Below are 21981 nucleotides of genomic sequence, written 5' to 3' on the forward strand. Positions count from 1 at the left end.
TGCGGGACACGGGCCGGAGAGGCTCGCGCGGGCAAGGGCGGGTTCAGTCCCGCCTTGCCAGATGGTCCGCCAGTCGGTCCATCGCGCCCGCCCAGCCGTTTTCGTGGCTGTCGCGGGTTGCCTGGTCGACGAACGGGGTTTGCAGGAAGGCCAGTTCAGTGCCGCCCTGCGCGGGGGAGAAGTCCAGGGTGATCAGGGACGCTTCTTCGGGGGTGTCGCGCCAGGCCCAGGTGAAGACCAGCCTGCGCTGGGGCTCTACTTCGCGGTACTCGCCGCTGGCGTAGTGCGACTGCCCGTCTTCGGTGACAAAGCCTACGAGGTAGGCGCCGCCCACCCGCACGTCGGTGTCCGCCACCAGCACTTGCCGCGTGCCGGCCGGGCCGAACCAGCGCATCAGCGCTTGCGGGTCCGTCCAGGCTTGCCAGACCCGCTCGACGGGGGCGGCAAAGTGGCGGCAGAGCCGGAGTTCGATGGGGTGGTCGGGGGAGCGTCGGGTTGACATGGGTGGATCTCCTGATCGTGATACAGGTAGCGGGCCAGCGAATCCAGTTGGCCGTTCCAGAACTTCTCGTAGCGTGCCAACCAGTTCGATGCCGCTTGCATGGGTTCGGGCGACAAGGTGCAACTGACCACGCGGCCGTCCTTGGCGCGGGCGATCAGCCCGGCGTCTTCCAGCACCCGCAGATGCTTCAGGAAGGCGGGTAGCGACATGGCGTGGGGCCGGGCCAGTTCGCTGACCGACGCCGTGCCCTGTTCCAGGTCGGCCAGCACTCGTCTGCGGGTGCCGTCGGCCAGGGCGGAGAAGATGCGGTCCAGCGCGTTGGCGTTGGCACTGTCGTTTAAGTTAACCATAAGGTTAAGTATCTACCTAAAAAACTGCCGGCGTCAATCCGGCAGTGTCAGGAATTTCCCTAGGTCAATCGTGCCGGTGCATGGCCGATTGGTGTTTGGTGTCGCGCATGGTCGCGTACACCAGCAGGGACAGGAAGATCACGCCGGCCAGGTAGTAGTAGAACCATTCTTCATGCCCCTGCTGCTTGAAGAACAGCGCGATGGCCGGGGCGGTGCCGCCGAAGATCGACACGGTGACGGCGTAGGGCACGGCAACGCCCGTTGCGCGGATATTGGTGGGGAACAGTTCAGCCTTCACCACCGCATTGATCGAGGTGTAGCCGGCGGTGAAGACCCAGGCGCCGCAGATCAGCAGGAAGGCAATGAACGGCGACCGGGTATGCGACAGCGTCATCAGGATGGGTACCGTCAGCGCCGCGCCTGCCACGCCAAAGAAAATCAGCAGCGGCTTGCGTCCGATCTTGTCCGACAGCGCGCCATACAGCGGTTGCAGGATCAGCGCGAAGATCAGCGAGGCGGCGATGATGTAGGTGGTGGTGATGTCCGAGAACCCCGAGGTCTGGCGCACGAACGTCTGCATGTAGGTGGTGAAGGTGTAGAAGGCCGCGGTGCCGCCGGCCGTCAGCCCGACCACGATCGCCACTTCGCGCGGATACTTCATCAGGCCGCGTATCGAACTGGTCTTCGGCTTGGTCTTCTGCGCTTCCTTGTACGAGTCGGTCTCGGGCATGTCGCGCCGCATCAGCGCGGTCACGATGGCCAGCATCGCGCCGATCACGAAGGGGATGCGCCAGCCCCATTCGACCAGTTGCTCATGGGTCAGGAACACGTTTTGCAGCAGCAGCAACACCAGGATCGCGCAGAGCTGGCCGCCGATCAGCGTGACGTACTGGAAGCTGGAATAGAAGCCGCGATGCTCCGGATCGGAGATCTCGGTCAGGTAGGTGGCGCTGGCGCCGTATTCGCCGCCCAGGCTCAGGCCTTCGATCACGCGGGCCAGCGCCAGCAGCGCGGGCGCCGCCAGTCCGATGGTCGCGTAGGTGGGCGTCAAGGCAATGATCAGCGATCCCACGCACATCATCCCCACCGACACCATCAGCGATAAGCGCCGCCCGTGCCGGTCGGCAAGATGGCCGAACAGCCAGCCGCCCAACGGGCGCACGATGAAGCCGGCCGCGAATAGCGTGGCGGCATTCAATTGCTGGACAACGGGGTCGTGGGACGGGAAGAAGGCGGGGGCGAAATACAGGGCAAAGGCGGTATAGGCGTAGAAGTCGTACCACTCGACCAGATTGCCCATGGAGCCGACGAAGATGGCCTTGATGCGGCGTTTTGCGTCGGGCATGGCGAGATACGATTGCGTCATGGCTGTTCTCGGAGTGAGCTTGTCGGGAGTCGCCGGACACGCGACCGCGCCTTATCCTCGCCCGTCAAGATCGCAAGGCCAGCCGCGAAATGGAACACGCATCGCCGTATGTTGCGCCTGCCCACGCCGAAATGCACGTGCTGGCACACTGTTTTTATTTCAGGGTTTTGTCAGGATTCGCGCCGCATCACGGGCGCGCGGGCCCGGGTTGACGGGCTTACTTGCGGCTTGGCTTGATGATGTCGCAGGCGGCTGCACGATCGCCCACCTGGGCATCGGGGCCCAGCAGGGCCTGGGCGCCGCAGACGGACCCGAACATGCCTTTGTTGTCGTGCCCGACGCCACCTACCTCGAAGCTGTTGTGGTGCAGGGTCACGGGTTTGGGTCCGCGCGCGGCCAGTTGATATTCATACTGCACGTACGCGGTCCCGCGGGCCAGCCGTGTCGAGCCTTGGGCCTCGGCGCCGCAGGTCTTGTCCAGCAGGCGGTGTTCGGGGTTGTTGTCCGCCCCGCCCAGCAGGTAGGTCACGTCCCGGGCGGCATAGCGGATGAACAGGCGGGTGTCGTCGGTTTCCCGCGCATACGACGGCAGCTTGTCGGTGCCGTACTTGTACTGGTTGTAGGTGGGGCAGATTCCGCGCTCATAGGGCGCGTAGCCCTTGCCGTTGGCGCGTGGGCGTTCGTTGGTCAGGTACAGGTAGGACGAGGGGTTGGCAATCACGTAGCGCAAGGCCAGCCCGTCGCGGCGCAGCGGGCCGTCGGTGTTGTTCAGTACGGCGTAGCGTTGAACCAGTTGGCCGCCCGCCGAGTGGCCGGCCAGCACCATGTTCGTCAGGGCAGGCAGGCGCTTGCGGTCGTCCAGGCTGCGCAGCAGGTCGTCCAGCACCTGAAAAGACGAGACGGGCGCGGGGCGTCCCGCGGCCTGGATGCTGTCTTCGCCGTCCTCCCAACTGGATTTTCGCCACGCGGCCATCCCGGCAAAGCCGGAATCAATGGACCCGGGAAAGCGAGGCGCCAGGATCAGGGTGTCCCGCGCGCGTTCCGGATTCTGCGTCAGCAGGTCCGCGGCCGTGTCGTAGTAGCGGTCGGCGTCGCGCTTGACGCCATGGATGACGATAAGGACCTGCTTGATGTCGCGCAGGTCGTCCTTGGCCAGATTGCGGTTGGAGTAGACCGGCATCTTGTACCGGTGCCCCGCCTTGCCCAGTTCCACGGTCTGCCAGCGCAGCGGCGCCACGCGCTTGGGCGCCGGCGCGGTTTCGTCGTAGTCGTAGGGATCGGGCAGCGGGGTCTGGGCGTGAATGGCCCAGGGCGCGAGCACGGCGGCCAGCGTCAGCGCGGCGCTCAGTCGGCGCCCGAAACGCCGGCACGTGTGAACGTGCGGTAGTTGGGGCGCGGAAGAGGCGGGCGCGCGGCGCATGGCGCGGTGGCTTGTTAGCAGCTCTCGTGACCCAGCAGCTGCTTCAGCGCGGGCAGGTCCAGGATGCGGACTTCTCGCTGATTGATCTTGATCAGGCCTTCGCGGGCGAAGCGCGAGAACAGTCGGCTGACCGTTTCCAGCGTCAGGCCCAGATAGCTGCCGATTTCCTCGCGGCTCATGCGCAGCACGAACTCGGTCGACGAATAGCCGAGCGAGGCATAACGCTGCGACAGATTCAACAGGAAGGCCGCCAGGCGCTGTTCGGAACGCATCGAGCCCAGCGACGCCAGCATCTGGTGCGAGCGCGTGATTTCACGGCTCATCAGACGCCGGAACTGCTGTTGCAGCGACGGCAGGTGCGCGGCCACGCGGTCGACTTCGCTCAGGCGGATGACGCAGACTTCGGAATCCTCCAGCGCGACGGCGGCCGACACGTGCTTGCCGTCCAGCATGCCGTCCATGCCGACGATTTCGCCGGGCAGGTGAAAGCCGGTGATCTGGATTTGGCCGGTGGCGTCTTCCAGCTGAGTCTTGATGCTGCCAAAGCGCACGCCATATACGGCGTCAAGCGGGTGATCCAGCGAGTACAGCGTTTTGCCCTTTTCCAGGCGCACACGCTCTTTCACCAGCTCGTCCAGCTTTTCCACTTCGGCGGCAGCCATGCCCACAGGCACACACACGTGGCCCAACATACACGTGGAACAGTGGGCGGCATCAGGGGCAACGGGAACCCGTTTTTGCATACGATGACCTCTATAGTGCCCGTTGCGCGCCAGGGGCGAAACGGGTGTAAAGCGTGATGACAATGCCTATTGTAGTCTGTTGTTACTACGGGCGTTTTACGGGAAGCCGCCAGTCGATCGCGCCCGTCGATGCGCGATCCAATCCTCGCCCGCGATATCGGTGGCGGCGCCCCGCAATGCGGGGTCGATGGGGTAGTACTGGCAGAGGATTTCCGTGAGGCCGTCCGCTGGCGCTTCCAGGCGTGCGGCGATCTCGCGGCGGACAAAGCAGCAAGGCTGTCCGGGCACGTATTCCTCGATCTCGTCCATCAACGCGATCAAGGCCGGTTGCACCTGGTAGACGTCGCCGCGCACGCGGCGGCCGTCCGCCACGGGAATCAGGCCAGGCCAGTCGCCGAAGTCCACCAACACGCCGGGCACGGAGGCCGCGCCCACCAAACGGGCCGCAGGCAGCCCCCGTCTGGCGGAGGCTTGCGCCAGATCATTGATTTCGCCGGCGCGTAGGGTGCCGTAGACAAAAACGTATATGCTCATAGGTCAGATTGTTGCTGCACGTCGAAGCAAATCAGGCGGCTGGCAGGTGTTGAAATTTTCGCATCCGGCCGCATATTCAGGATATCGAGCCAGCCGGCACGTATCGGTCAGGCTCCCCTAACTAGCCAAACGACCATTATGCGATTCGACAAACTGACAACCAAGTTCCAGCAAGCCCTGGCCGACGCCCAAAGTCTGGCCGCCCGTAACGACCACCCCTACATCGAACCCGTCCACGTGTTGTCGGCGTTGCTGTCTGATCCGGATAGCGGCGCGGGCAGCTTGCTGGCGCGCGCCGGTGTGGCGGTCAACCGCGTGCAATCCGCGTTGGATAGCGCGATGAAGTCGCTGCCGCAGGTGCAAGGCGACGACAACGTGCAAGTCGGCCGCGACCTGAACGCCGTGCTGACGCGCACCGACAAGGAAGCCGCCCGTCGTGGCGACACCTATATTGCCAGCGAACTGTTCCTACTGGCGCTGGCCGACGACAAGGGCGACGCCGGCCGCATCCTGCGTGAAGCGGGCTTGCAGAAGAAGGCACTCGAGGCCGCGATCGACGCCGTGCGCGGCGGCGAAAACGTGTCCGGCGCGGAAGGTGAGTCCAACCGCGAAGCCTTGTCCAAGTACACCATGGACCTGACCGAGCGCGCTCGTCAGGGCAAGCTGGACCCGGTGATCGGCCGCGACGATGAAATCCGCCGCACCATCCAGATCTTGCAGCGCCGCACCAAGAACAACCCGGTTCTGATCGGCGAACCCGGCGTGGGCAAGACCGCCATCGTTGAAGGCCTGGCGCAGCGCATCGTCAACGACGAAGTGCCTGAGAGCCTGCGCGGCAAGCGCGTGCTGTCGCTGGACCTGGCCGCGCTCTTGGCAGGCGCCAAGTTCCGCGGTGAATTCGAGGAACGCCTGAAGGCCGTGCTGAAAGAGCTGGGCCAGGACGATGGCAGCAATATCGTCTTCATCGACGAGCTGCACACCATGGTTGGCGCGGGCAAGGCCGAAGGCGCGATGGACGCGGGCAACATGCTCAAGCCGGCGCTGGCGCGCGGCGAGCTGCATTGCATCGGCGCAACCACGCTGGACGAATACCGCAAGTACATCGAAAAAGACGCGGCGCTGGAACGGCGCTTCCAGAAGGTGCTGGTGGACGAACCCGATGTGGAATCCACCATCGCGATCCTGCGCGGGTTGCAGGAACGCTATGAGATCCACCACGGCGTCGAGATCACCGATCCGGCCATCGTGGCCGCGGCCGAGCTGTCGCACCGCTACATCACCGACCGCTTCCTGCCCGACAAGGCCATTGACCTGATCGACGAGGCCGGTGCGCGCATCCGCATGGAAATCGACTCCAAGCCGGAGGTGATGGACAAGCTGGATCGCCGCATCATTCAATTGAAGATCGAGCGCGAGGCCGTCAAGAAGGAAACCGACGATGCGTCCAAGCGCCGCCTGGGCGTCATTGAAGACGAACTGGAAAAGCTGCAACGCGAATACAACGATTTCGAGGAAATCTGGAAGGCCGAGAAAGCAGCGGTGCAAGGCACGCAGGCGATCAAGGAAGAGATCGACAGCGTGCGCGCCGAAATGGCCGAATTGCAGCGCAAGGGCCAGTTCGACAAGTTGGCCGAACTGCAATACGGCAAGCTGCCGGATCTGGAATCGCGCCTGAAGGCAGCCGAGGTAGGCGCGGCCCAGGCGGCTGAAGACGCCGAAGGCACTGAAAGCCGGCCGCGCTTGTTGCGCACCCGGGTTGGTGCCGAGGAAATCGCTGAAGTCGTGTCGCGCGCCACGGGCATCCCCGTGTCGAAGATGATGCAGGGCGAACGCGAGAAGCTGCTCCACATGGAGGAATTCCTGCACAAGCGCGTCGTGGGTCAGGACGAGGCCGTGCGCCTCGTGTCCGACGCCATCCGGCGTTCACGCGCAGGTCTGGCGGATCCGGCACGGCCTTACGGATCGTTCCTGTTCCTGGGCCCGACCGGCGTGGGCAAGACCGAGCTGACGCGCGCGCTGGCCGAGTTCATGTTCGACTCCGAAGAGCACCTGATCCGCATCGACATGAGCGAATTCATGGAGAAGCATTCGGTGGCGCGGCTGATTGGCGCTCCGCCGGGATACGTGGGCTACGAAGAGGGCGGCTATCTGACCGAGGCCGTGCGCCGCAAGCCGTATAGCGTGATCCTGCTGGACGAAGTGGAAAAGGCGCACCCGGATGTATTCAACGTGCTGCTGCAAGTGCTGGATGATGGCCGTCTGACCGACGGTCAAGGCCGCACGGTGGACTTCCGCAACACGGTGATCGTGATGACGTCCAACCTGGGCTCGCATCACATCCAGAGCCTGGCGGGCCAACCGTACGACGTGATCAAGGAAGTGGTGTGGGGCGAGCTCAAGCAGACCCTGCGGCCTGAATTCCTGAACCGCATCGACGAAGTGGTCGTGTTCCACGGTCTGGAGGCGCAGCACATCGAGTCCATTGCCCGCATCCAGTTGCGCCGTCTTGGCGCTCGGCTGGAAAAGCAGGAAATGCGGCTGGAAGTCACCGAGGCCGCGTTGGCGGAACTGGCGCGCTCTGGTTTCGATCCGGTGTTTGGCGCGCGCCCCTTGAAGCGCGCGATCCAGCAACAGATCGAGAACCCGGTGGCACGCCTGATCCTGGAAGGCAAGTTCGGGCCACGCGATGTGGTGCCGGTGGATTGGCAGGACGGTGAATTCGTCTTCACCCGAACCTTGCAGTAATCCAGCAAGGAAGAAAAAGCCCGGCGCAAGCCGGGCTTTTTTTTGTGCGTCGATAATCGCGCATTCGCGCGGACTTGGCCCGTCGCCCGCCAGCAGGGCAAGTCGCTCGGAAGGCATCAGGCTTGTTCGGCGTACGGGAATCAATACCCCAATGTCGCGTCGGCACAGGTGTCCGGGCGTTTGCCGGACTGTATAAGGAGCAGGTTCTCCAGGGTTTGCGCGGCGATGGCGGCGGCCGGGGTGCGGGTGGCGATATGCGGTGTGACCAGCACGCGCGGGTGACGCCACAGCGGGTGATCGGCCGGTAGCGGTTCCTCGGGGGTGGCATCCAGCGTGGCGTAGGAAAGATGCCCCGTGTTCAGTGCCTCCAGCAGCGCCTGGGCGTCCAGGTGTTCGCCACGGCCCGCGTTGATGACGTGGGCGCCCCGGGGCAACTGGGCAAAGGTGGCGGCGTTGAGGAATCCGCGTGTGTCGTGGGTCAACGGCAGCAGACACACCAGGGTATTGGCGCCGGCCAGGAAGGCAGGCAAGTCCTCGGCGCCGTGGTAACCCGTGATCCCGGCAGGCAGGTCTGACTTGGGCGTGCGGCTCCAGCCGGATACGGGGTAGCCCAGGGCGGCCAATGCCCCAGCCGCCTTCATGCCTAGCCGGCCCAGGCCCGCGATGGCGACGCGGTGCGCGGATGGCGGCACGATGGGGCTTTCGCGCCACAGGCCTTGGGCGTGGTTGCGAACATAGTCCGGAAAATGGCGGTGGTGGTTGATGACCGCCCAGGTGACGTAGGTGGTCATGCCGTCCGCCATGCCGGTTTCGGCGATGCGGCAGACCGGCACGTCGGGCGGGATGGCGGGGTCGGCGTAGATGTGGTCCACGCCCGCGCCGATCGATTGGATCAGGCGCAGGTTGGGCAGCGTGCGAAGCAGGCCGGGGGGCGGCAGCCAACAGACGGCCGCATCGATGTCCTCCGGCTTGTCCAGGGTCTCCACGGTGCGCCAGGCGATATCGGGGCGCAGCGCCTGGAAGGCGGGAACGAGGTAGCGCATGTCCAGGACGCGGCTAAGCAGGGCGATGCAGGGCGGACGGCCGGTGGCGGCAAGTGAGAGCGGGGCGTTCATGCGGCGGCTACCTCGCGCCCGTGGCGTCCGGAGACGATGCGGGTGAAATCGGGCACGGCCTGCACCAGTTCGCGCGTATAGGCTTGTTCGGGCTGCTGGATGATCTGCGCGGCGGGGCCGCATTCGATGATGCGGCCTTGTTGCATGACCGCAATGCGGTCGCACATCTGCGCCGCGACGCGCAGGTCGTGGGTGACGAACAGCATGCTGAGTTTGAATTGTTCCCGCACGCTGGCAAACAGCGCCAGCACTTGGGCCTGCACGGAAACGTCCAGGGCGGAAACGGGTTCGTCAGCCACGATGAGCTCGGGGTCGGACGCCAGGGCGCGGGCGATGCCGATGCGTTGGCGCTGGCCGCCTGAGAATTCGTGCGGGTAGCGTGTGACGGCGTCGGGGCTGAGCCCGACCCGTTGCAGCAATTCGGCGGCACGCGCTCTTGCCTGGGCGGGCGCCATGCCTTGTGCAAGCGGGCCGGCCATGATCGAACGCCCAACGGTATGCCGTGGGTTCAGCGATGCCTGCGGATCCTGGAACACCATCTGGATGCGGCCGGGCTCGGGCCGCGCAGCGCCTTGGGGGCCGCGCGCCTTGCCGTTAAAGAGGATCTGGCCGCCGTCCTGCGCCAGCAAGCCCGCAATGCAACGGCCCAGCGTGGATTTGCCGGAACCGGATTCGCCAACCAAGCCCAGGACTTCGCCACGGCGCAGGCTGAAGCTGATGTCGCGCATGGCTGGCGTTTCCCGGCCGCGCCGGAACAGTCCGCCGCCGGACACGTAGGTTTTGCTCAGGTTGCGCACGTCCAGCAACACCGGATCTTGCGCGGCGGCGATGCTGGCGGTGGGCTCCCCATGCGGGATGGCGGCGATGAGCTTGCGTGTGTAGTCGTGGCGGGGATGGCTCAACACCTGTTCGGCCGTGCCGGCCTCTACGATTTCCCCCAACTGCATGACGGCCACGCGGTCAGCGATCTGCGACACCACGCCAAAATCGTGCGTGATGAACAGCACGGCGGTGCCACGCTTGGCTTGCAGGTCGCGAATCAGGTCCAGGATCTGCGCCTGGGTGGTCACGTCGAGCGCCGTCGTCGGTTCGTCGGCGATCAGTAGCGCGGGTTCCAGCATCAGCGCGCAGGCAATCATGATACGTTGACGTTGCCCGCCCGACAGGCGGCCCGGATAGCTGGCGGCGATGCCCGCGGGGTCTGGCAGGCGCACGTCGTCCAAGGCAGCAAGGATGCGCGTGCGCTTGTCGGCGGACGACAGCTTGACGTGTGCGTCCAGCGCTTCCTCCAGCTGGTCGCCGATGCGCATGACCGGGTTGAGCGCCGACATGGGGTCTTGGAAGATCATGCCGATACGGTTGCCGCGCAGGGCACGCCACTGCGGCTCGGGCAAGGCCAGCAGATCATGGCCCTGGAAGACGATGCTGCCCGCAACGGGGCGCACCTGGGGTTGGGGCAGCAGGCCCATGACGGCGTTGGCGATCATGGATTTTCCCGAGCCGCTTTCGCCCACGATGCACAGTGTTTCACCGCTTGTGATCGACAGACTGGCTTCCTTGACGGCCAGCGCGCGGTCGGCGCCTGCCGGCAGCCGGATGCTCAAGCCTTGGATGTCCAGAAGGGATGCGGATGCGTTCATGCGCGGCTCCTTGCGTCCAGCCGGGTATTCAGGCCGTCGCTCAAGCCTTCTCCGATCAGGTTCAATGCCAGCACGGTCAGCAGGATGGCGATGCCGGGAAACAGGCTGATCCACCAGGCTTGCCGCAGGGCGGTGCGCGCCGCGCCGATCATGTAGCCCCAGCTCATGACATTCGGATCGCCCAGGCCCATGAAGCTCAGGCTGGATTCCAGCAGGATGGCGGTGGCGACCATCAACGAGCCCATGACGACGATGGGGGCGGCGGCATTGGGCAGGATCTGCGTGATGATGATGCGCAGGTTCGATTCGCCCGCCAGGTGCGCGGCGTGGACGAAATCGCGATGGCGCAGCGTCAGGAATTCACTGCGCACCAGTCGCGCCACGGGGGGCCAGGACACCAGCGCGATGGCGGTCACGATGGACCCTACCGATGGCTGGAAGATCGCCACCAGCACGATGGCCAGCGCAAAGCTGGGAATCGCCTGGAACAGTTCAGTGAAGCGCATCAGGCTGTTGTCGATCCAGCCGCCGTAATAGCCGGCCAGCGCACCGATGGATACGCCGATCAACAGGCCGGCCAACGTGGAGATCAGGCCGATCAGTAGCGATATGCGCGCGCCATAGGCCAGCCCGGAACCGATGTCGCGGCCCAGGGTGTCGGTGCCAAAGGGCAGGCCCGAGATATCCAGCGGGGGCAGGAACGGGCGCTGCACCATGGCCCAGGGGTCGTGCGCGGCGATAAGCGGCGCGGTCAGGGCAAGCAACAGCACCAAGGCCATGACGGCCAGGCCTGCCACGGCCCCTTTGTTGCGGCGAAAGCGCCGCCAGAATCCGTTGTTCATTGCAGTTCGATCCTTGGGTCGGCCAACGTGTAGAGCAGGTCGGTGACGATGTTGAACGCCACGGCAAGCGCGGCAGTGATCAGGAACGTGCCCAGCAGCAGGTTGTAGTCGCGTTGCACCAGGGCGTCGAACATCAGGCGGCCGATGCCGGGCCAGGCGAACACGGTCTCGATCAGCACGGTGCCGCCCACCATGGATCCCGCCTGAATGCCGGCCAGCGTGATGACCGGCAGCAGCGCGTTGCGCAGGATGTGACGCCGCTGGATGCGTCGTGGCGACAGCCCTTTGGCGCGCGCGGTTTTCACGAAGTCCATCTGCGCGACTTCCAGCATGGCGGTGCGCGTCATCCGCGCATAGACCGCCATGTAGAAGAGCGCCAGCGTGGCCGCGGGCAGCACCAGATGGCTCGCGATGTCGGCGGCGCGCGTCAACCCCGCATACCCGGCCCCGACCGTCTCGAAGCCAAAGCCGGGCAGCCATTCAAGCTTGACGGAGAACAGCAGCACGCCCATCAGCGCCAGCCAGAAAAGCGGAGTGGCGTAGAACAGCATGGATAGCGTGCTGACCAGGCTGTCCACCCAGGTTCCCGCGCGGGCACTGGTCCAGGCGCCCAGCGCCACCCCCATCGACAACGAGACAACGAAGGCGGTCATCGTCAGCAGCAACGTGGCGGGCAGCCGCTCGGCGATCAGGCTCATCACCGGACGCTGCTGGCGGTAGGAGTCGCCAAGATCCAGCCGCGCCGCGTGCGACAGATAGTTCAGCAGTTGTTGGGGCAGGGGTTTGTCCAGTCCGAAGCGCTCCCTTACCTGCGCCATGAAGACTTCATCGGTGGCGCCCGCTTCCCCGGCCATGACGGTGGCCGGGTCGCCGGGCGCGGCGCGTATCAGCAAGAAATTGATGACCGCGATCAGGGCCAGCACAAGCAGGCCCTGCACGATGCGGCGCATCAGGTAAGCAAGTTTCTTCATGAAGCATTCCCCCTGTCTGGATCGTCGCGGCTTAAACCAGCTTGGCGCGCGCCAGGCTATCGTTGATGCCGATGCCCGAATTGATCAGGTTGTTGATGTTGTTGCGGTATAGCGTTGGGAACTGCAGTTCCAGCAGCCAGGCCACGGGCACGTCATCGACCAGGATGCGCTGCGCTTCCTCGTACAACTGGCGCCGGACCTCCGGGTCGGACTCGCGTGAGCCGCGTTCAAGCAGGTCGTCGACTTTCGGGTTGCTGTAGCCCTCCACGTTGTTCCAGGGCGATCCCTTGGCGATGGTGGAAGTGAGATAGTTGCGGCTGACGCCGAGCGCCGCGTCGCCATACTGGTACAGGTAGCAAAAGGCGATGTCGTAGTCCCAGTTGGCCGTCTTTTCGCTCCAGCCGGCGACATCGGTGGCGGTCATTTCCAGTTTGATGCCGGCTTCGGCCAGGTTCTGCCGGGCAATTTCGGCAAAGCGCTGCCAGGTTTCTCCATACGGCAGCGGCAACAGGCGTAGCGTCTGGCCCTTGTAGCCGGCCTCTTTCAGCAATTGCTTGGCGCGAGCCACGTCGCGCGGATAACGGGTGACGTTATCGGTGTGGTAGCGCACGGTGCTGTTGAAGGGGCCGGTGGCGACTTTGCCAAAGCCGTACCAGGCCACGTTGCGCATGGCTTCGCGGTCCAGGGCGTACATGATGGCGCGGCGCACGCGCACGTCGGCCAGCACGGGATGGCGGTTGTTCAGCCACATGAAGGAGTGCGGGCCGAAGAACTCCCAGCCCTTGGTGGTGATATCAACGTTGGGCAGGCTCTTCAGACGCTCGATGTCGAAGTACTCGACCGTGCCGCCGGGCAGGATGTCCAGCTTGCCGGACTCGAAGGCGGCGGCGCGCGAGGCGGCGTCGGGGATGACGTGGAAGTAGACGGTTTCAACGCTGGGCAGGCCGGGCTCGTGGTATTGCTCGTTGCGGACCAGCTGGATGAACGAGCCGCGGCGCCATTCCTTGAATTTGTAGGGGCCCGTGCCGATGGGCGTGTTGTTGGCGGGATTGCTCAGGTAGTCCGTGCCTTCGTAGATATGGCGCGGCACCATGGGCATCGTGCCCGTCTCGAACAGGCCCAGGAAGGGGCCGAAGGGCCGGGGCAGGCGGAATTCCACCGTGTGGTCGTCCAGTGCCTTGATGCTGTCCACGAACGCCAGGCCCGCACGCAGCCGCGCGTGCGTCTTGCGCAGGAACTGATCCACGCTGAATACCACGTCGTGCGCGGTGAACGGCTTGCCGTCGTGCCAGAGCACGCCTTCCTTGAGCTTGAAGGTGTAGACGGTGGCCGTGTCGTTGACCGTCCAGGACGTGGCCAGGCTGGGCATGGGTTCCAGCTTTTCGTCGTAGCGCAACAGGCTTTCGTAGATGTTGCCCCCGATCATCTGCGTGGGGCCGTTCTGGATGATGCCCAGCATCAGTCCGGGCGGTTCCGGCTGCACGGCGATGTTCAGCACGCCATTGCGGGCGGCGGCTGCCCACGCGGGCACGGCGGCGCTGCCGCTCCACCATCCGGCCGTGGCGGCGCTGGCGATCAGAAAGTCGCGACGATTCATGCGGTTCTCCTGGTGTCGGTGCCGGACGGAAGCTCGACCAGCTTGAGCAGCGCACGCCATTCGCGTTCGCTGGGATCGGGGGCGCCGGGCAGGCGGTTGGTGTCGCCGCTGGCGTATTGGCGAGCCGTCTTTTCGCTGACTTGCGGGCTGACCGGGTAGGTGGCCTGACCGGTAGCTTGAATGGCCAGTTGCACCCGGCAGGCGCGGTCCAGATTCAGCATCAGGATGAAGGCTTCGGCCACCGTCGCACCCGTGGTCAGCAGGCCGTGGTTACGCAGGATCATGGCCTTGTGCGAGCCCAGATCCGCCACCAGCCGTTCGCGTTCGTCCAGGTCCAGGGCGATGCCTTCGTAGTCGTGATAGGCCACGCGGTTATAGAACTGCAACGCCCATTGGTTCACGGGTTGCAGGCCGCAAGCCAGGGACGACACGGCCACGCCCGCCACGGTATGGGTGTGCAGTACGCAGGCCACGTCCGGACGCCCGCCATGCACGGCGCTGTGGATGGTGAAGCCGGCCGGATTCACGTCATAGGGCGTTGCGGCCACGGGCCGTCCGTCCATGCCGACCTTGACCAGGGATTCCGGCGTGATCTCGCGGAACAAGTGCCCGTAGGGGTTGATCAGGAACACCCCCGGCTCGTCTGGAACATGCGCCGAAATGTGCGTGTAGATGCTGTCGTCCATGCCGAAATGCGCGATCAGCCGATAACACGCCGCCAAGTCGTGGCGGACCTTCTGCTCCGCCGCGCTCATGGTTTCCGGCGCGGTTTCCTGGGAATTGACCATCGATGCGTCCTCGTTGAGACCGGCAGCGGTAGCAGGCCGGATGCGAGGCATTATGCGTCGATAGTCAACTGTCGACAGTTAGCAGTAACACTGATATGCTGGAAAAAACCGGGGTGTTATACAGCTCACGCGCTACCCGCTTTTCCACCCCTGATCGAGAATTCCATGACCGCAACCCCGGCCGCTTCCAGCACGTTTGAATCCGTCAATGTCCCTGATCTGGTCGGGGTGGTGGAGGACCGGCTCACCCAGGCGATCGTGCAGGGGCGGTTGCCGCCGGGCAGCCGGGTGGTCGAAGCCGAGATCGCCAGGCAGATGGCGATCAGCCGGGCGCCGGTGCGCGAGGCCTCGCGCCGGCTGGAACGCCAGGGCATCCTGGTGTCCAAGCCGCGTCGCGGGTTTTTCGTGCGCGAGATGTCCGTGCGTGAGATCGACGACCTGTTCCAGGTCCGGCTCAGCCTGGAATTGACTGCCGTGGCGGCGGCTTGCGAACACGCGGACGCGGCCGGCATGGCGCGTTTGTCCCAGCTGCTTGACCTGATGATCGCCGAAGCGGCGGATGCGCCGCAGCACCGCCGGATCGAACTCGACCTGAGCTTTCACACCCTGATCTGCGAGCTGTCCGGCAACGCATACCTGTTGCGCCTGTTCTCCAGCACGCAGACCGAAATGCGCATGATCATTTCGCTGATCGACAACGTGTACCAGGATCCGGAAATGGTCGCGGCCACGCACCAGCCCATCCTGGACGCCTTGACCAAACGCGATGTGCCGGCCGCGCAGGCCTGCATGAAGGTTCACCTGGACGATGCCTGGGAGCACGTCCGCAACCTGTTCGTCTCGCAGCATGGCGCGGCGGGCGAAAAACCAAGGGGCAGCAGCAAGCCATGAAAGTCGTCTACAGCGATAAGCATCAGCTCCACGATCCGCAGTTCTTCATCGTGCGCGGCAAGGTAAAACGCAGCAATGAACAACCCGAGCGCGGCGCCCGCCTGTTGGCGGCGGTGCGGCGCGATGGGCACGAGATCATTACGCCGGACGATCATGGCGCCGCCCCGCGCGCGGCTGTGCATACGCCGCAATATCTGCGCTTTCTGGAAACTGCTTACGCCCGTTGGCGAGAATTGCCCGACGCCTCAGAGGAAGTGGTTGCCAACGTGCATCCGTTTCCGGGGCAACCCTGCACCTACCCCGAGCACATCGTGGGCCTGGCCGGCTATCACATGGGCGACACCGCTTGTCCCATCGGCGCCGGCACCTGGGAAGCGGCCATGTGGTCGGCGCATTGCGCCACCCATGCGGCCCAATTGGTCATGGATGGGGAACGCGCCGCCTATGCGCTGTGCCGCCCGCCCGGACACCATGCCTACGTGGACCGCGCCAACGGCTTTTGCTATTTGAACAATGCCGCGATCGCCGCCCAGCATCTGCGCACCGCGCATCGGCGGGTGGCCATCCTGGACCTGGACGTCCATCATGGCAACGGCACGCAGGGCATCTTCTATCGCCGCGCCGATGTGCTGACGGTGTCCATGCATGCGGACGCGCACAGCACCACGCCGTTCTTCGTGGGCCATGCGCACGAAACCGGCGAAGCCGATGGCCTGGGCTACAACATCAATCGCCCCTTGCCGGTCGGCACGGGCGATGCGGGTTATCTGGCGGCGCTGCGTCGCGTGTTCCTGGATATCAAGGCCTTTGCGCCCGGCGCGCTGGTGGTGGCGCTGGGCCTGGACGCGCACGAGCGCGACCCCTACAAGGGGCTGGCTGTCACCACCGATGGCTTCGGCGCGATCCTGGCTGAAGTGGCCGCGCTGGGCTTGCCCACGGTGCTGGTGCAGGAAGGCGGCTATCTGTCGGATGATCTGGGCCCCAATCTTGCCAGCGCGCTGCGCGGCTTCGCATCCGCCGCCTGAGGAGGCCGACATGACCGATCAGGACTGCGCCGAGGACGTGCTGGCCACGGCCTCGCCGGACATCGATGACGCGCGCGCCGCGCAACTGGCGCGGCAGCACTTTGGCGTGGACGCCGCAGTGCGCCGCTTGACGGGCGAGCGCGATCGCAATTTCCATCTGCGTACTGATGAGGGCCGCGAGTACGTGCTGAAATTCTCGCATCCGGCGGAAGACCCGCGCGTGGCGGATTTCCAGGCGCGGGCATTGCTGCACGTCGAACGCGCGGATCCGGACCTGCCCGTGCAGCGCGTGATGCCCGCAGCGGACGGCGAGCCGTCCGTCTGGTATCAGGCACCGGACGCGCCACCGCGCGTGGTGCGGCTTTTCACCTATCTGCCGGGACGACCGTTGCCCGATGCGCCACGCTCCGACGCCCAACGGCGCAATCTGGCGCAAGTGCTGGCCAGGCTGGGACTGGCGCTGCGCGGCTTTGACCATCCTGCGGGGGCGTTGGCGCTGCCATGGGATATCCAGCGCACCGATGGTGTTGCGCCCTTGCTGGCCCATATCGACGATCCGGCGCGGCGCGCGTTGGCGGAGCGCGCCCTGGCGCGTTTCGTTGACCATGCAAAGCCTGCCTTGCCCAGCCTGCGTGCACAGGCTATCCACAACGACCTGAACCTGTACAACGTACTGGTTGATCCGCAAGATCCCGACCGCATCGCCGGCATTCTTGACTTTGGCGACATGGTGCGGGCGCCGCTCATCAACGACGTGGCGGTGGCCGCGTCCTATCAGCTGGAGCCCGGTGGCCAGGTGTTGCAGCCGGCGCTCGGGTTCGTGGCGGCGTATCACCAGGTCAGCCCGCTGGAACGGGCCGAGGTCGATGTCTTGTTCGACCTGATGATGGCGCGGCTGGTCATGGTGGTTGCCATTGGCGGTTGGCGGGCGGCACGCTACCCGGAGAACCGCGACTACATCCTGCGCAACAACGCTGTGTCCTGGTCACGCTTGCAGGCATGCGACGACATGCCGCGCGAGCGCGCGCGGGAACAGCTGCGCGCGGCTTGCGGATACTGATAAAAGGACGCCTTGATGAATTTGCCAATGTCGAATGCCGAGGACGCTGCCGCCGTCCGCACCGCCGACCTGATCGCACGGCGCCAGCGTCTGCTGGGCCCCGCCTACCGCTTGTTCTACGAATCACCCGTGCACTTGGTGCGCGGGGAGGGCGTCTGGCTGTATGACGCGCAGGGCAAGCCCTACCTGGATGCCTACAACAACGTCGTGCCGCTGGGACACTGTCACCCGGGCGTGGTCGAGGCGATCACGCGGCAGGCGTCCATCCTGAATACGCACACGCGGTATGTGCATGAAACCGTGCTGGACTACGCCGAGGCGCTGCTAGCCACCTTTCCGGCGGGGCTCGGCCAGGTGATGTTCACCTGCACGGGCAGCGAAGCCAACGATCTGGCGCTACGCATCGCGCAGGGACACACTGGCGCCACTGGGCTCATCGTCACGCGGTTTGCCTATCACGGCGTCACGCTGTCGATCGCTCAGGCATCGCCGTCGCTCGGCCGCTATGCCACGCTGGGACCCGCGGTGCGCACGGTGGCCGCACCGGATACCTACCGGCAAGGGGCAGCGGCGGTGGGACCGGCGTTGGCGCAAGCCGTGCGCGAGGCCATTGCCGATCTGGCCCGGCAGGGCTTGCGGCCGGCCGCGTTGCTGGTGGACACGATCTTCTCCAGCGATGGCGTCCAGGCGGCGCCGGCAGGTTTTCTTGGTGAAGCCGTCGATGCGGTGCGCGCGGCGGGTGGCCTGTTCATCGCCGATGAAGTGCAAGCGGGCATGGGCCGCACGGGGCAGGCGATGTGGGGGTTCATGCGGCATGGGGTCGCGCCCGACCTGGTCACCATGGGCAAGCCGCTGGGCAACGGCCATCCCGTGGCGGGCGTGGCGGCACGGGCCGATGTGTTGGAAGCGTTCGGCCGCAACGGGCGGTATTTCAATACGTTCGGCGGCAACCCGGTCTCGGCTGCGGCAGGCTTGGCGGTGTTGCGCGCGGTGCAGGGCGAACGCCTGATGGAGAACGCGGAACAGGTGGGCGCCTATCTGCAAGACGGGTTGCGGGGACTGGCGGCGCGGCACGACATCATCGGCGACGTGCGTGGTGCGGGACTGTTCATTGGCGTGGAGCTGGTGCGTGACCGCCGGTCGCGTGAGCCGGCCACCGAGGAAGCGGCCCGCATCGTCAACGGCCTGCGTGACCGCCAAGTGCTGACCGGCAGCGCGGGCGAACACGCCAATACGCTGAAGATACGTCCGCCGTTGCCGTTCTCAAAAGCCGACGCAGACCGGCTGCTGGCCGCGCTGGACGAAACGCTGGCTGTGCTTTGACAATCGGGCGGTGCGGACGCGATGGACATCGCGCCCGCACCGCCCGAAATTTCACCTTTCCCTGCCTTACGGCGCAACCGTCACGAACACCGGGTTCGAGTAGAACCACAGGTCGTTGTAGTTGCGCGCGTTGACGGCATTGAAGCGCGCAACGTTGTCGGCCAGATCCACCTTGGCGTCGGGCAGCGGTTCGCCGGCTGCGGTTTCACCGGTCACGTTCACCCCCAGGTTGGTGCCGCGCAGGCGCAGGTACTGGCTCTTGTCAGCCGTCACCGTCGTCTTGATGACGTTGTAGCCTTCGGCGTCCACCGTCCAGTCGGCGCTGGTGAAGCGGGCCAGCACGCGGGTCGTGGGGTTGGTATCGGCGTCATAGCCCGGCGTCCCCGCAGCGGCTCGGGCGCCGACATCGCCCACGATCAGATCCACGTGGTTGACGGTGGGTTTCACGTAGGTGGGATTGCCGCTTTCGATCGGGTATTCATAGTTGTTGCTGGCCGGGCTGCGGAAGCGGATGGTGACTTCGACCTTCTCGCCCTTGGCCGCCTTCAGTTCACCGCCCATGTGCACCGCGCCGCTTGCGCCCTGGGCCTGGAAGTCCAGCGCGTCGATCAGGTCGCCGAACACGCCGAACACGCGGCCGCTCTTCAAGCCAGCCACCACTGCCGCCATGTCCTTGCCGTCTTTCCAGACGTGCGTCTTGGCGTACTCGCCGGGCGCGTAGCCCGAGCTGTACAGGCCTGACGCCGTGCGGAAGTGGAAGTCGGAATCCGCCACCGTCCAGATGCGGCGGCCTTCACCCAAGAGTGCGTCCCACGTGCCGCCCAGGTGCGCCACCAGGTAGTCCACGCCGCCGTAGGTGCGGTTGGGCAGGAAGGCGTCGGTGTAGGCCGTGGCGTAGCCGCCGCGGTCGGGTTCCATCTGGTTGCCCACCATGCCTTCGATGGCGAAGAAGACGCTTGGTGCCAGATCGTTCATCTCGCGCAACTGCGCGACGGTGTACTTGCCCGCGTAACGCGACGGGTGGTTCAGCAGCATGTAGCTGTCGGGATGCTTGTCACGCAGCCACTTCAACGCGGCCAGCGAATCGGCGTGCGTGGTGTAGGCGCGGGTTTCGCCTGCCAGGCGCGATACCAGCAGCGGGTCGAAGAGCGCGGGGTCGCGGTTGGTGAACAGGTATTCAAATTCCGCCACCGCTTCCAGCGACTTGGCCGATAGCGGATCGTTCACGCCAATGCCGATGTTGACGTGGTCATGCGTGGGCATGTCCCATTCAAACGAGGAAAAGATGATCTTGCCGACATAGCGGCCAGCGGCCTGCGCCGTTTTGATGAACGGCACTTCGTAACGCGCCATGCCGGTCGAGAACGGGATGGAGCCGCCGGGAATGGCGATGCCGGTGTGGTCGCGGCCGGACAGGCGCAGATGGTTGGAAATCGCTGCCCAGTCCAGCTTGTAGCGGTCAAAGGCTTGGTCAAGCGCGCTTTCCAGGCTGACCTGCGCATCGTCCGACTGATACGTGTGTACGTGCAGATCGCCGGTGGTCCATGCGCCGGTTTCGACAGGCTTGGGATCGACCGGCGTGGGTTCGGTCACCACCGGCGGGGTGGGCGTGCTGGTTTCCTCATCCTCATCATCGCTGCCGCCGCAGGCGCTCAACAGGGTGACGCAAACCAGCGACAAGGGCATGATGGCCCGCCGCAAGCGGGATACTTCGAACTGCATGGACACACTCCAACGTCGGGCGGCATGCGAAGGCATGGCCGCGGAGCGCGCACTATGCAGGCGGCGAGTGACGCAGGAATGACAGTGGCGTGAACCATTCTTGGCGCCGGGCGCAGGCTGACTCAGGCCACGTAGACATGCCCGTCGACAACGTCAACGGACAGGCGATCCAGCGCGGCTCCCTCGCAGGGGCCTTCGACGCATACTCCGTCCTCGAAACGGAAAAGGGCCGAATGGTGCGCGCACATGACCACCTGGCCGTCGTACGTCAGGATGGCGCCAGAGGGGCTGTCCAGCGGAACGGAGAAATGAGGGCAACGATTCGCGTAGCCCCACACGCACGCGCCGCGGCGCAACAGGATCAGCGGCTGCGCGGCCGCGCGAACACCGAGGGAGCCGCCGTCAGGGATGTCGTCGACGCGGCACAGTGGCAGGGCGTCGTCGCGTGCGTCATTCAGCGGGCAGTACGAAGTCATACACCCCCTCGTGAAAGTCCGTCCGCAATCCGAATCGTGCGGCCAGCGGATCATCCGCGCCGCGTTGCTGGTAGGCCACCACCAGGGATGGCTTGACGCCGAACACGGCATCGGACGACAGGTATGGATCGCCGGCGTTGAAGAGATGGGTGACCAGGGTTCGGTGGCGCGGCGCTTCGATCATGAAATGCAGGTGCGCGGGCCGGAAGATATGGCGTCCGGTGGCCGCCATCATGCGGCCGACCGGACCATCGCCAGGAATGGGATACGACACCGGGAGGATGGTGCGGATCGCGTAATAGCCTGTGTCGTCGCTATGGTAGCGGCCACGTAGATTGCCCTGGGGCTGGGCCGTGTCCTGTCCCGAATACATGCCGTTGGCGGCGGTCTGCCAGACGTCCAGCACGGCGCCCGGCACGGGCCGGCCTTCGGTGTCCCGGACGTAGCCGTGGACCAGTGCCGGTTCGCCCGGCGTCTGCGCCATGTCTTCGCCCAGGGCGCGTTCGGGCATGCCGGCGATGTAGAAAGGACCGAACACGGTGCTCTCGGTGGCGACGCCGGGCTTGCGGTGGTTGATGGCGTCCACCAGCATCGACACGCCAAGGGTGTCGGACAGCAAGATGAATTCCTGCCGCACCACGTCGTCACAGATCTGCCCGGTCTGGGTCAGAAAGCGGATGGCGGCCATCCACTCGGCCTCGGTGGGCTGCGTGTCGGAAACAAAGGCGTGCAGGTGCCGCACCAGGGCTTGCATCAGTTGTCGCAACCGGGGATCGGGCGTACCGGCGAAAGCGGCGACGACCTCATCGGTCAAGAGGGCTTCCGCTTGTTGATGGCTCGTGTTCATGGCGCCTCCTGTGGGGGTCGGGAG

20 protein-coding genes are annotated in these 21981 nt (G+C 65.3%); 5 read left to right on the forward strand and 15 right to left on the reverse strand.

The window, feature by feature from the left end:
* Positions 1 to 43 precede the first annotated feature (43 nt).
* The 6 genes from HV753_RS09855 to HV753_RS09880 form a co-directional block, all read right to left on the reverse strand.
* Complete coding sequence (locus tag HV753_RS09855; RefSeq protein ID WP_246288215.1) at positions 44 to 394, reverse strand: SRPBCC family protein; 351 nt, start codon at positions 392 to 394, stop codon at positions 44 to 46.
* Positions 394 to 852, reverse strand: a complete 459-nt coding sequence (locus HV753_RS09860) for an ArsR/SmtB family transcription factor (RefSeq protein ID WP_175174270.1) — start codon at positions 850 to 852, stop codon at positions 394 to 396. Before HV753_RS09860 ends, HV753_RS09855 begins: the two co-directional genes overlap by 1 nt.
* 64 nt (positions 853 to 916) lie before the next feature.
* A complete protein-coding gene (locus HV753_RS09865) occupies positions 917 to 2218 on the reverse strand; it encodes an MFS transporter (RefSeq protein ID WP_175174271.1) in 1302 nt (433 codons plus the stop codon).
* 217 nt (positions 2219 to 2435) lie between these two features.
* A complete protein-coding gene (locus tag HV753_RS09870; protein ID WP_175174272.1) occupies positions 2436 to 3638 on the reverse strand; it encodes a hypothetical protein in 1203 nt (400 codons plus the stop codon).
* Positions 3639 to 3652: 14 nt separating this feature from the next.
* A complete protein-coding gene (locus tag HV753_RS09875; RefSeq protein WP_175174273.1) occupies positions 3653 to 4381 on the reverse strand; it encodes a helix-turn-helix domain-containing protein in 729 nt (242 codons plus the stop codon).
* Positions 4382 to 4477: 96 nt separating this feature from the next.
* Positions 4478 to 4915, reverse strand: a complete 438-nt coding sequence (locus HV753_RS09880) for a gamma-glutamylcyclotransferase family protein (protein WP_175174274.1) — start codon at positions 4913 to 4915, stop codon at positions 4478 to 4480.
* 138 nt (positions 4916 to 5053) lie between these two features.
* On the opposite strand from HV753_RS09880, the gene clpB reads away from it, so the two are divergent.
* Positions 5054 to 7660: an ATP-dependent chaperone ClpB gene (gene clpB, locus HV753_RS09885; protein ID WP_175174275.1), complete on the forward strand. Its 2607-nt coding sequence runs from the start codon at positions 5054 to 5056 to the stop codon at positions 7658 to 7660.
* Between the two features lie 140 nt (positions 7661 to 7800).
* On the opposite strand, the gene HV753_RS09890 is transcribed toward clpB, so the two are convergent.
* Genes HV753_RS09890 through HV753_RS09915 form a run of 6 tightly spaced genes read right to left on the reverse strand, consistent with a single transcriptional unit; the run spans position 7801 to position 14613 of the window.
* Positions 7801 to 8775 carry a 2-hydroxyacid dehydrogenase gene (locus HV753_RS09890; RefSeq protein WP_175174276.1) on the reverse strand — a complete coding sequence of 325 codons (975 nt, stop codon included), beginning with the start codon at positions 8773 to 8775 and terminating at the stop codon, positions 7801 to 7803.
* Positions 8772 to 10415: an ABC transporter ATP-binding protein gene (locus HV753_RS09895; protein ID WP_175174277.1), complete on the reverse strand. Its 1644-nt coding sequence runs from the start codon at positions 10413 to 10415 to the stop codon at positions 8772 to 8774. The genes HV753_RS09890 and HV753_RS09895 overlap by 4 nt, the downstream gene beginning before the upstream one ends.
* Entirely contained in the window at positions 10412 to 11257 is an 846-nt protein-coding gene (locus tag HV753_RS09900; protein ID WP_175174278.1) for an ABC transporter permease, read from the reverse strand. The genes HV753_RS09895 and HV753_RS09900 overlap by 4 nt, the downstream gene beginning before the upstream one ends.
* Positions 11254 to 12228 (reverse strand): ABC transporter permease, encoded by a 975-nt coding sequence (locus HV753_RS09905; protein ID WP_175174279.1) that lies wholly within the window; start codon positions 12226 to 12228, stop codon positions 11254 to 11256. Before HV753_RS09905 ends, HV753_RS09900 begins: the two co-directional genes overlap by 4 nt.
* A 31-nt stretch (positions 12229 to 12259) precedes the next feature.
* The gene (locus tag HV753_RS09910; RefSeq protein WP_175174280.1) at positions 12260 to 13825 is read right to left on the reverse strand and encodes an ABC transporter substrate-binding protein; all 1566 of its coding nucleotides are present in this window, start codon (positions 13823 to 13825) and stop codon (positions 12260 to 12262) included.
* A complete protein-coding gene (locus HV753_RS09915; RefSeq protein ID WP_175174281.1) occupies positions 13822 to 14613 on the reverse strand; it encodes a class II aldolase/adducin family protein in 792 nt (263 codons plus the stop codon). The genes HV753_RS09910 and HV753_RS09915 overlap by 4 nt, the downstream gene beginning before the upstream one ends.
* Positions 14614 to 14778: 165 nt before the next feature.
* On the opposite strand from HV753_RS09915, the gene HV753_RS09920 reads away from it, so the two are divergent.
* The 4 genes from HV753_RS09920 to HV753_RS09935 are packed head-to-tail and all read left to right on the forward strand — an operon-like array spanning position 14779 to position 18912.
* Entirely contained in the window at positions 14779 to 15504 is a 726-nt protein-coding gene (locus HV753_RS09920) for a GntR family transcriptional regulator (RefSeq protein WP_175174282.1), read from the forward strand.
* Positions 15501 to 16529, forward strand: a complete 1029-nt coding sequence (locus HV753_RS09925; protein ID WP_175174283.1) for a histone deacetylase family protein — start codon at positions 15501 to 15503, stop codon at positions 16527 to 16529. The genes HV753_RS09920 and HV753_RS09925 overlap by 4 nt, the downstream gene beginning before the upstream one ends.
* A 10-nt stretch (positions 16530 to 16539) precedes the next feature.
* Positions 16540 to 17589, forward strand: coding sequence for a phosphotransferase (locus HV753_RS09930; RefSeq protein WP_175174284.1), 1050 nt, complete (start codon positions 16540 to 16542; stop codon positions 17587 to 17589).
* Between the two features lie 15 nt (positions 17590 to 17604).
* Positions 17605 to 18912, forward strand: a complete 1308-nt coding sequence (locus HV753_RS09935; protein WP_175174285.1) for an aspartate aminotransferase family protein — start codon at positions 17605 to 17607, stop codon at positions 18910 to 18912.
* 66 nt (positions 18913 to 18978) lie between these two features.
* On the opposite strand, the gene HV753_RS09940 is transcribed toward HV753_RS09935, so the two are convergent.
* The 3 genes from HV753_RS09940 to HV753_RS09950 all read right to left on the reverse strand — a co-directional run bounded on the left by HV753_RS09940 (position 18979) and on the right by HV753_RS09950 (position 21957).
* The gene (locus HV753_RS09940; protein WP_175174286.1) at positions 18979 to 20634 is read right to left on the reverse strand and encodes a CehA/McbA family metallohydrolase domain-containing protein; all 1656 of its coding nucleotides are present in this window, start codon (positions 20632 to 20634) and stop codon (positions 18979 to 18981) included.
* A 122-nt stretch (positions 20635 to 20756) separates the two neighbouring features.
* On the reverse strand, positions 20757 to 21110 hold the full coding sequence (locus HV753_RS09945; RefSeq protein WP_175174287.1) for a Rieske (2Fe-2S) protein: 354 nt from the start codon (positions 21108 to 21110) through the stop codon (positions 20757 to 20759).
* Positions 21085 to 21957, reverse strand: a complete 873-nt coding sequence (locus tag HV753_RS09950; protein ID WP_175174288.1) for an intradiol ring-cleavage dioxygenase — start codon at positions 21955 to 21957, stop codon at positions 21085 to 21087. Before HV753_RS09950 ends, HV753_RS09945 begins: the two co-directional genes overlap by 26 nt.
* Positions 21958 to 21981 lie beyond the last annotated feature (24 nt).

The organism is Achromobacter pestifer, from assembly GCF_902859625.1.
GTDB classification, from domain to species: domain Bacteria; phylum Pseudomonadota; class Gammaproteobacteria; order Burkholderiales; family Burkholderiaceae_B; genus Achromobacter; species Achromobacter pestifer.

What these genes read in the sequence shown, in the direction of transcription:
- HV753_RS09855 (WP_246288215.1), bottom strand. Translation starts at nt 394, where the DNA reads ATGCGCTGGTTCGGCCCGGCCGGCACGCGGCAAGTGCTGGTGGCGGAC.
- HV753_RS09860 (WP_175174270.1), bottom strand. Translation starts at nt 852, where the DNA reads ATGGTTAACTTAAACGACAGTGCCAACGCCAACGCGCTGGACCGCATC.
- HV753_RS09865 (WP_175174271.1), bottom strand. Translation starts at nt 2,218, where the DNA reads ATGACGCAATCGTATCTCGCCATGCCCGACGCAAAACGCCGCATCAAG.
- HV753_RS09870 (WP_175174272.1), bottom strand. Translation starts at nt 3,638, where the DNA reads ATGCGCCGCGCGCCCGCCTCTTCCGCGCCCCAACTACCGCACGTTCAC.
- HV753_RS09875 (WP_175174273.1), bottom strand. Translation starts at nt 4,381, where the DNA reads ATGCAAAAACGGGTTCCCGTTGCCCCTGATGCCGCCCACTGTTCCACG.
- HV753_RS09880 (WP_175174274.1), bottom strand. Translation starts at nt 4,915, where the DNA reads ATGAGCATATACGTTTTTGTCTACGGCACCCTACGCGCCGGCGAAATC.
- clpB (WP_175174275.1), top strand. Translation starts at nt 5,054, where the DNA reads ATGCGATTCGACAAACTGACAACCAAGTTCCAGCAAGCCCTGGCCGAC.
- HV753_RS09890 (WP_175174276.1), bottom strand. Translation starts at nt 8,775, where the DNA reads ATGAACGCCCCGCTCTCACTTGCCGCCACCGGCCGTCCGCCCTGCATC.
- HV753_RS09895 (WP_175174277.1), bottom strand. Translation starts at nt 10,415, where the DNA reads ATGAACGCATCCGCATCCCTTCTGGACATCCAAGGCTTGAGCATCCGG.
- HV753_RS09900 (WP_175174278.1), bottom strand. Translation starts at nt 11,257, where the DNA reads ATGAACAACGGATTCTGGCGGCGCTTTCGCCGCAACAAAGGGGCCGTG.
- HV753_RS09905 (WP_175174279.1), bottom strand. Translation starts at nt 12,228, where the DNA reads ATGAAGAAACTTGCTTACCTGATGCGCCGCATCGTGCAGGGCCTGCTT.
- HV753_RS09910 (WP_175174280.1), bottom strand. Translation starts at nt 13,825, where the DNA reads ATGAATCGTCGCGACTTTCTGATCGCCAGCGCCGCCACGGCCGGATGG.
- HV753_RS09915 (WP_175174281.1), bottom strand. Translation starts at nt 14,613, where the DNA reads ATGGTCAATTCCCAGGAAACCGCGCCGGAAACCATGAGCGCGGCGGAG.
- HV753_RS09920 (WP_175174282.1), top strand. Translation starts at nt 14,779, where the DNA reads ATGACCGCAACCCCGGCCGCTTCCAGCACGTTTGAATCCGTCAATGTC.
- HV753_RS09925 (WP_175174283.1), top strand. Translation starts at nt 15,501, where the DNA reads ATGAAAGTCGTCTACAGCGATAAGCATCAGCTCCACGATCCGCAGTTC.
- HV753_RS09930 (WP_175174284.1), top strand. Translation starts at nt 16,540, where the DNA reads ATGACCGATCAGGACTGCGCCGAGGACGTGCTGGCCACGGCCTCGCCG.
- HV753_RS09935 (WP_175174285.1), top strand. Translation starts at nt 17,605, where the DNA reads ATGAATTTGCCAATGTCGAATGCCGAGGACGCTGCCGCCGTCCGCACC.
- HV753_RS09940 (WP_175174286.1), bottom strand. Translation starts at nt 20,634, where the DNA reads ATGCAGTTCGAAGTATCCCGCTTGCGGCGGGCCATCATGCCCTTGTCG.
- HV753_RS09945 (WP_175174287.1), bottom strand. Translation starts at nt 21,110, where the DNA reads ATGACTTCGTACTGCCCGCTGAATGACGCACGCGACGACGCCCTGCCA.
- HV753_RS09950 (WP_175174288.1), bottom strand. Translation starts at nt 21,957, where the DNA reads ATGAACACGAGCCATCAACAAGCGGAAGCCCTCTTGACCGATGAGGTC.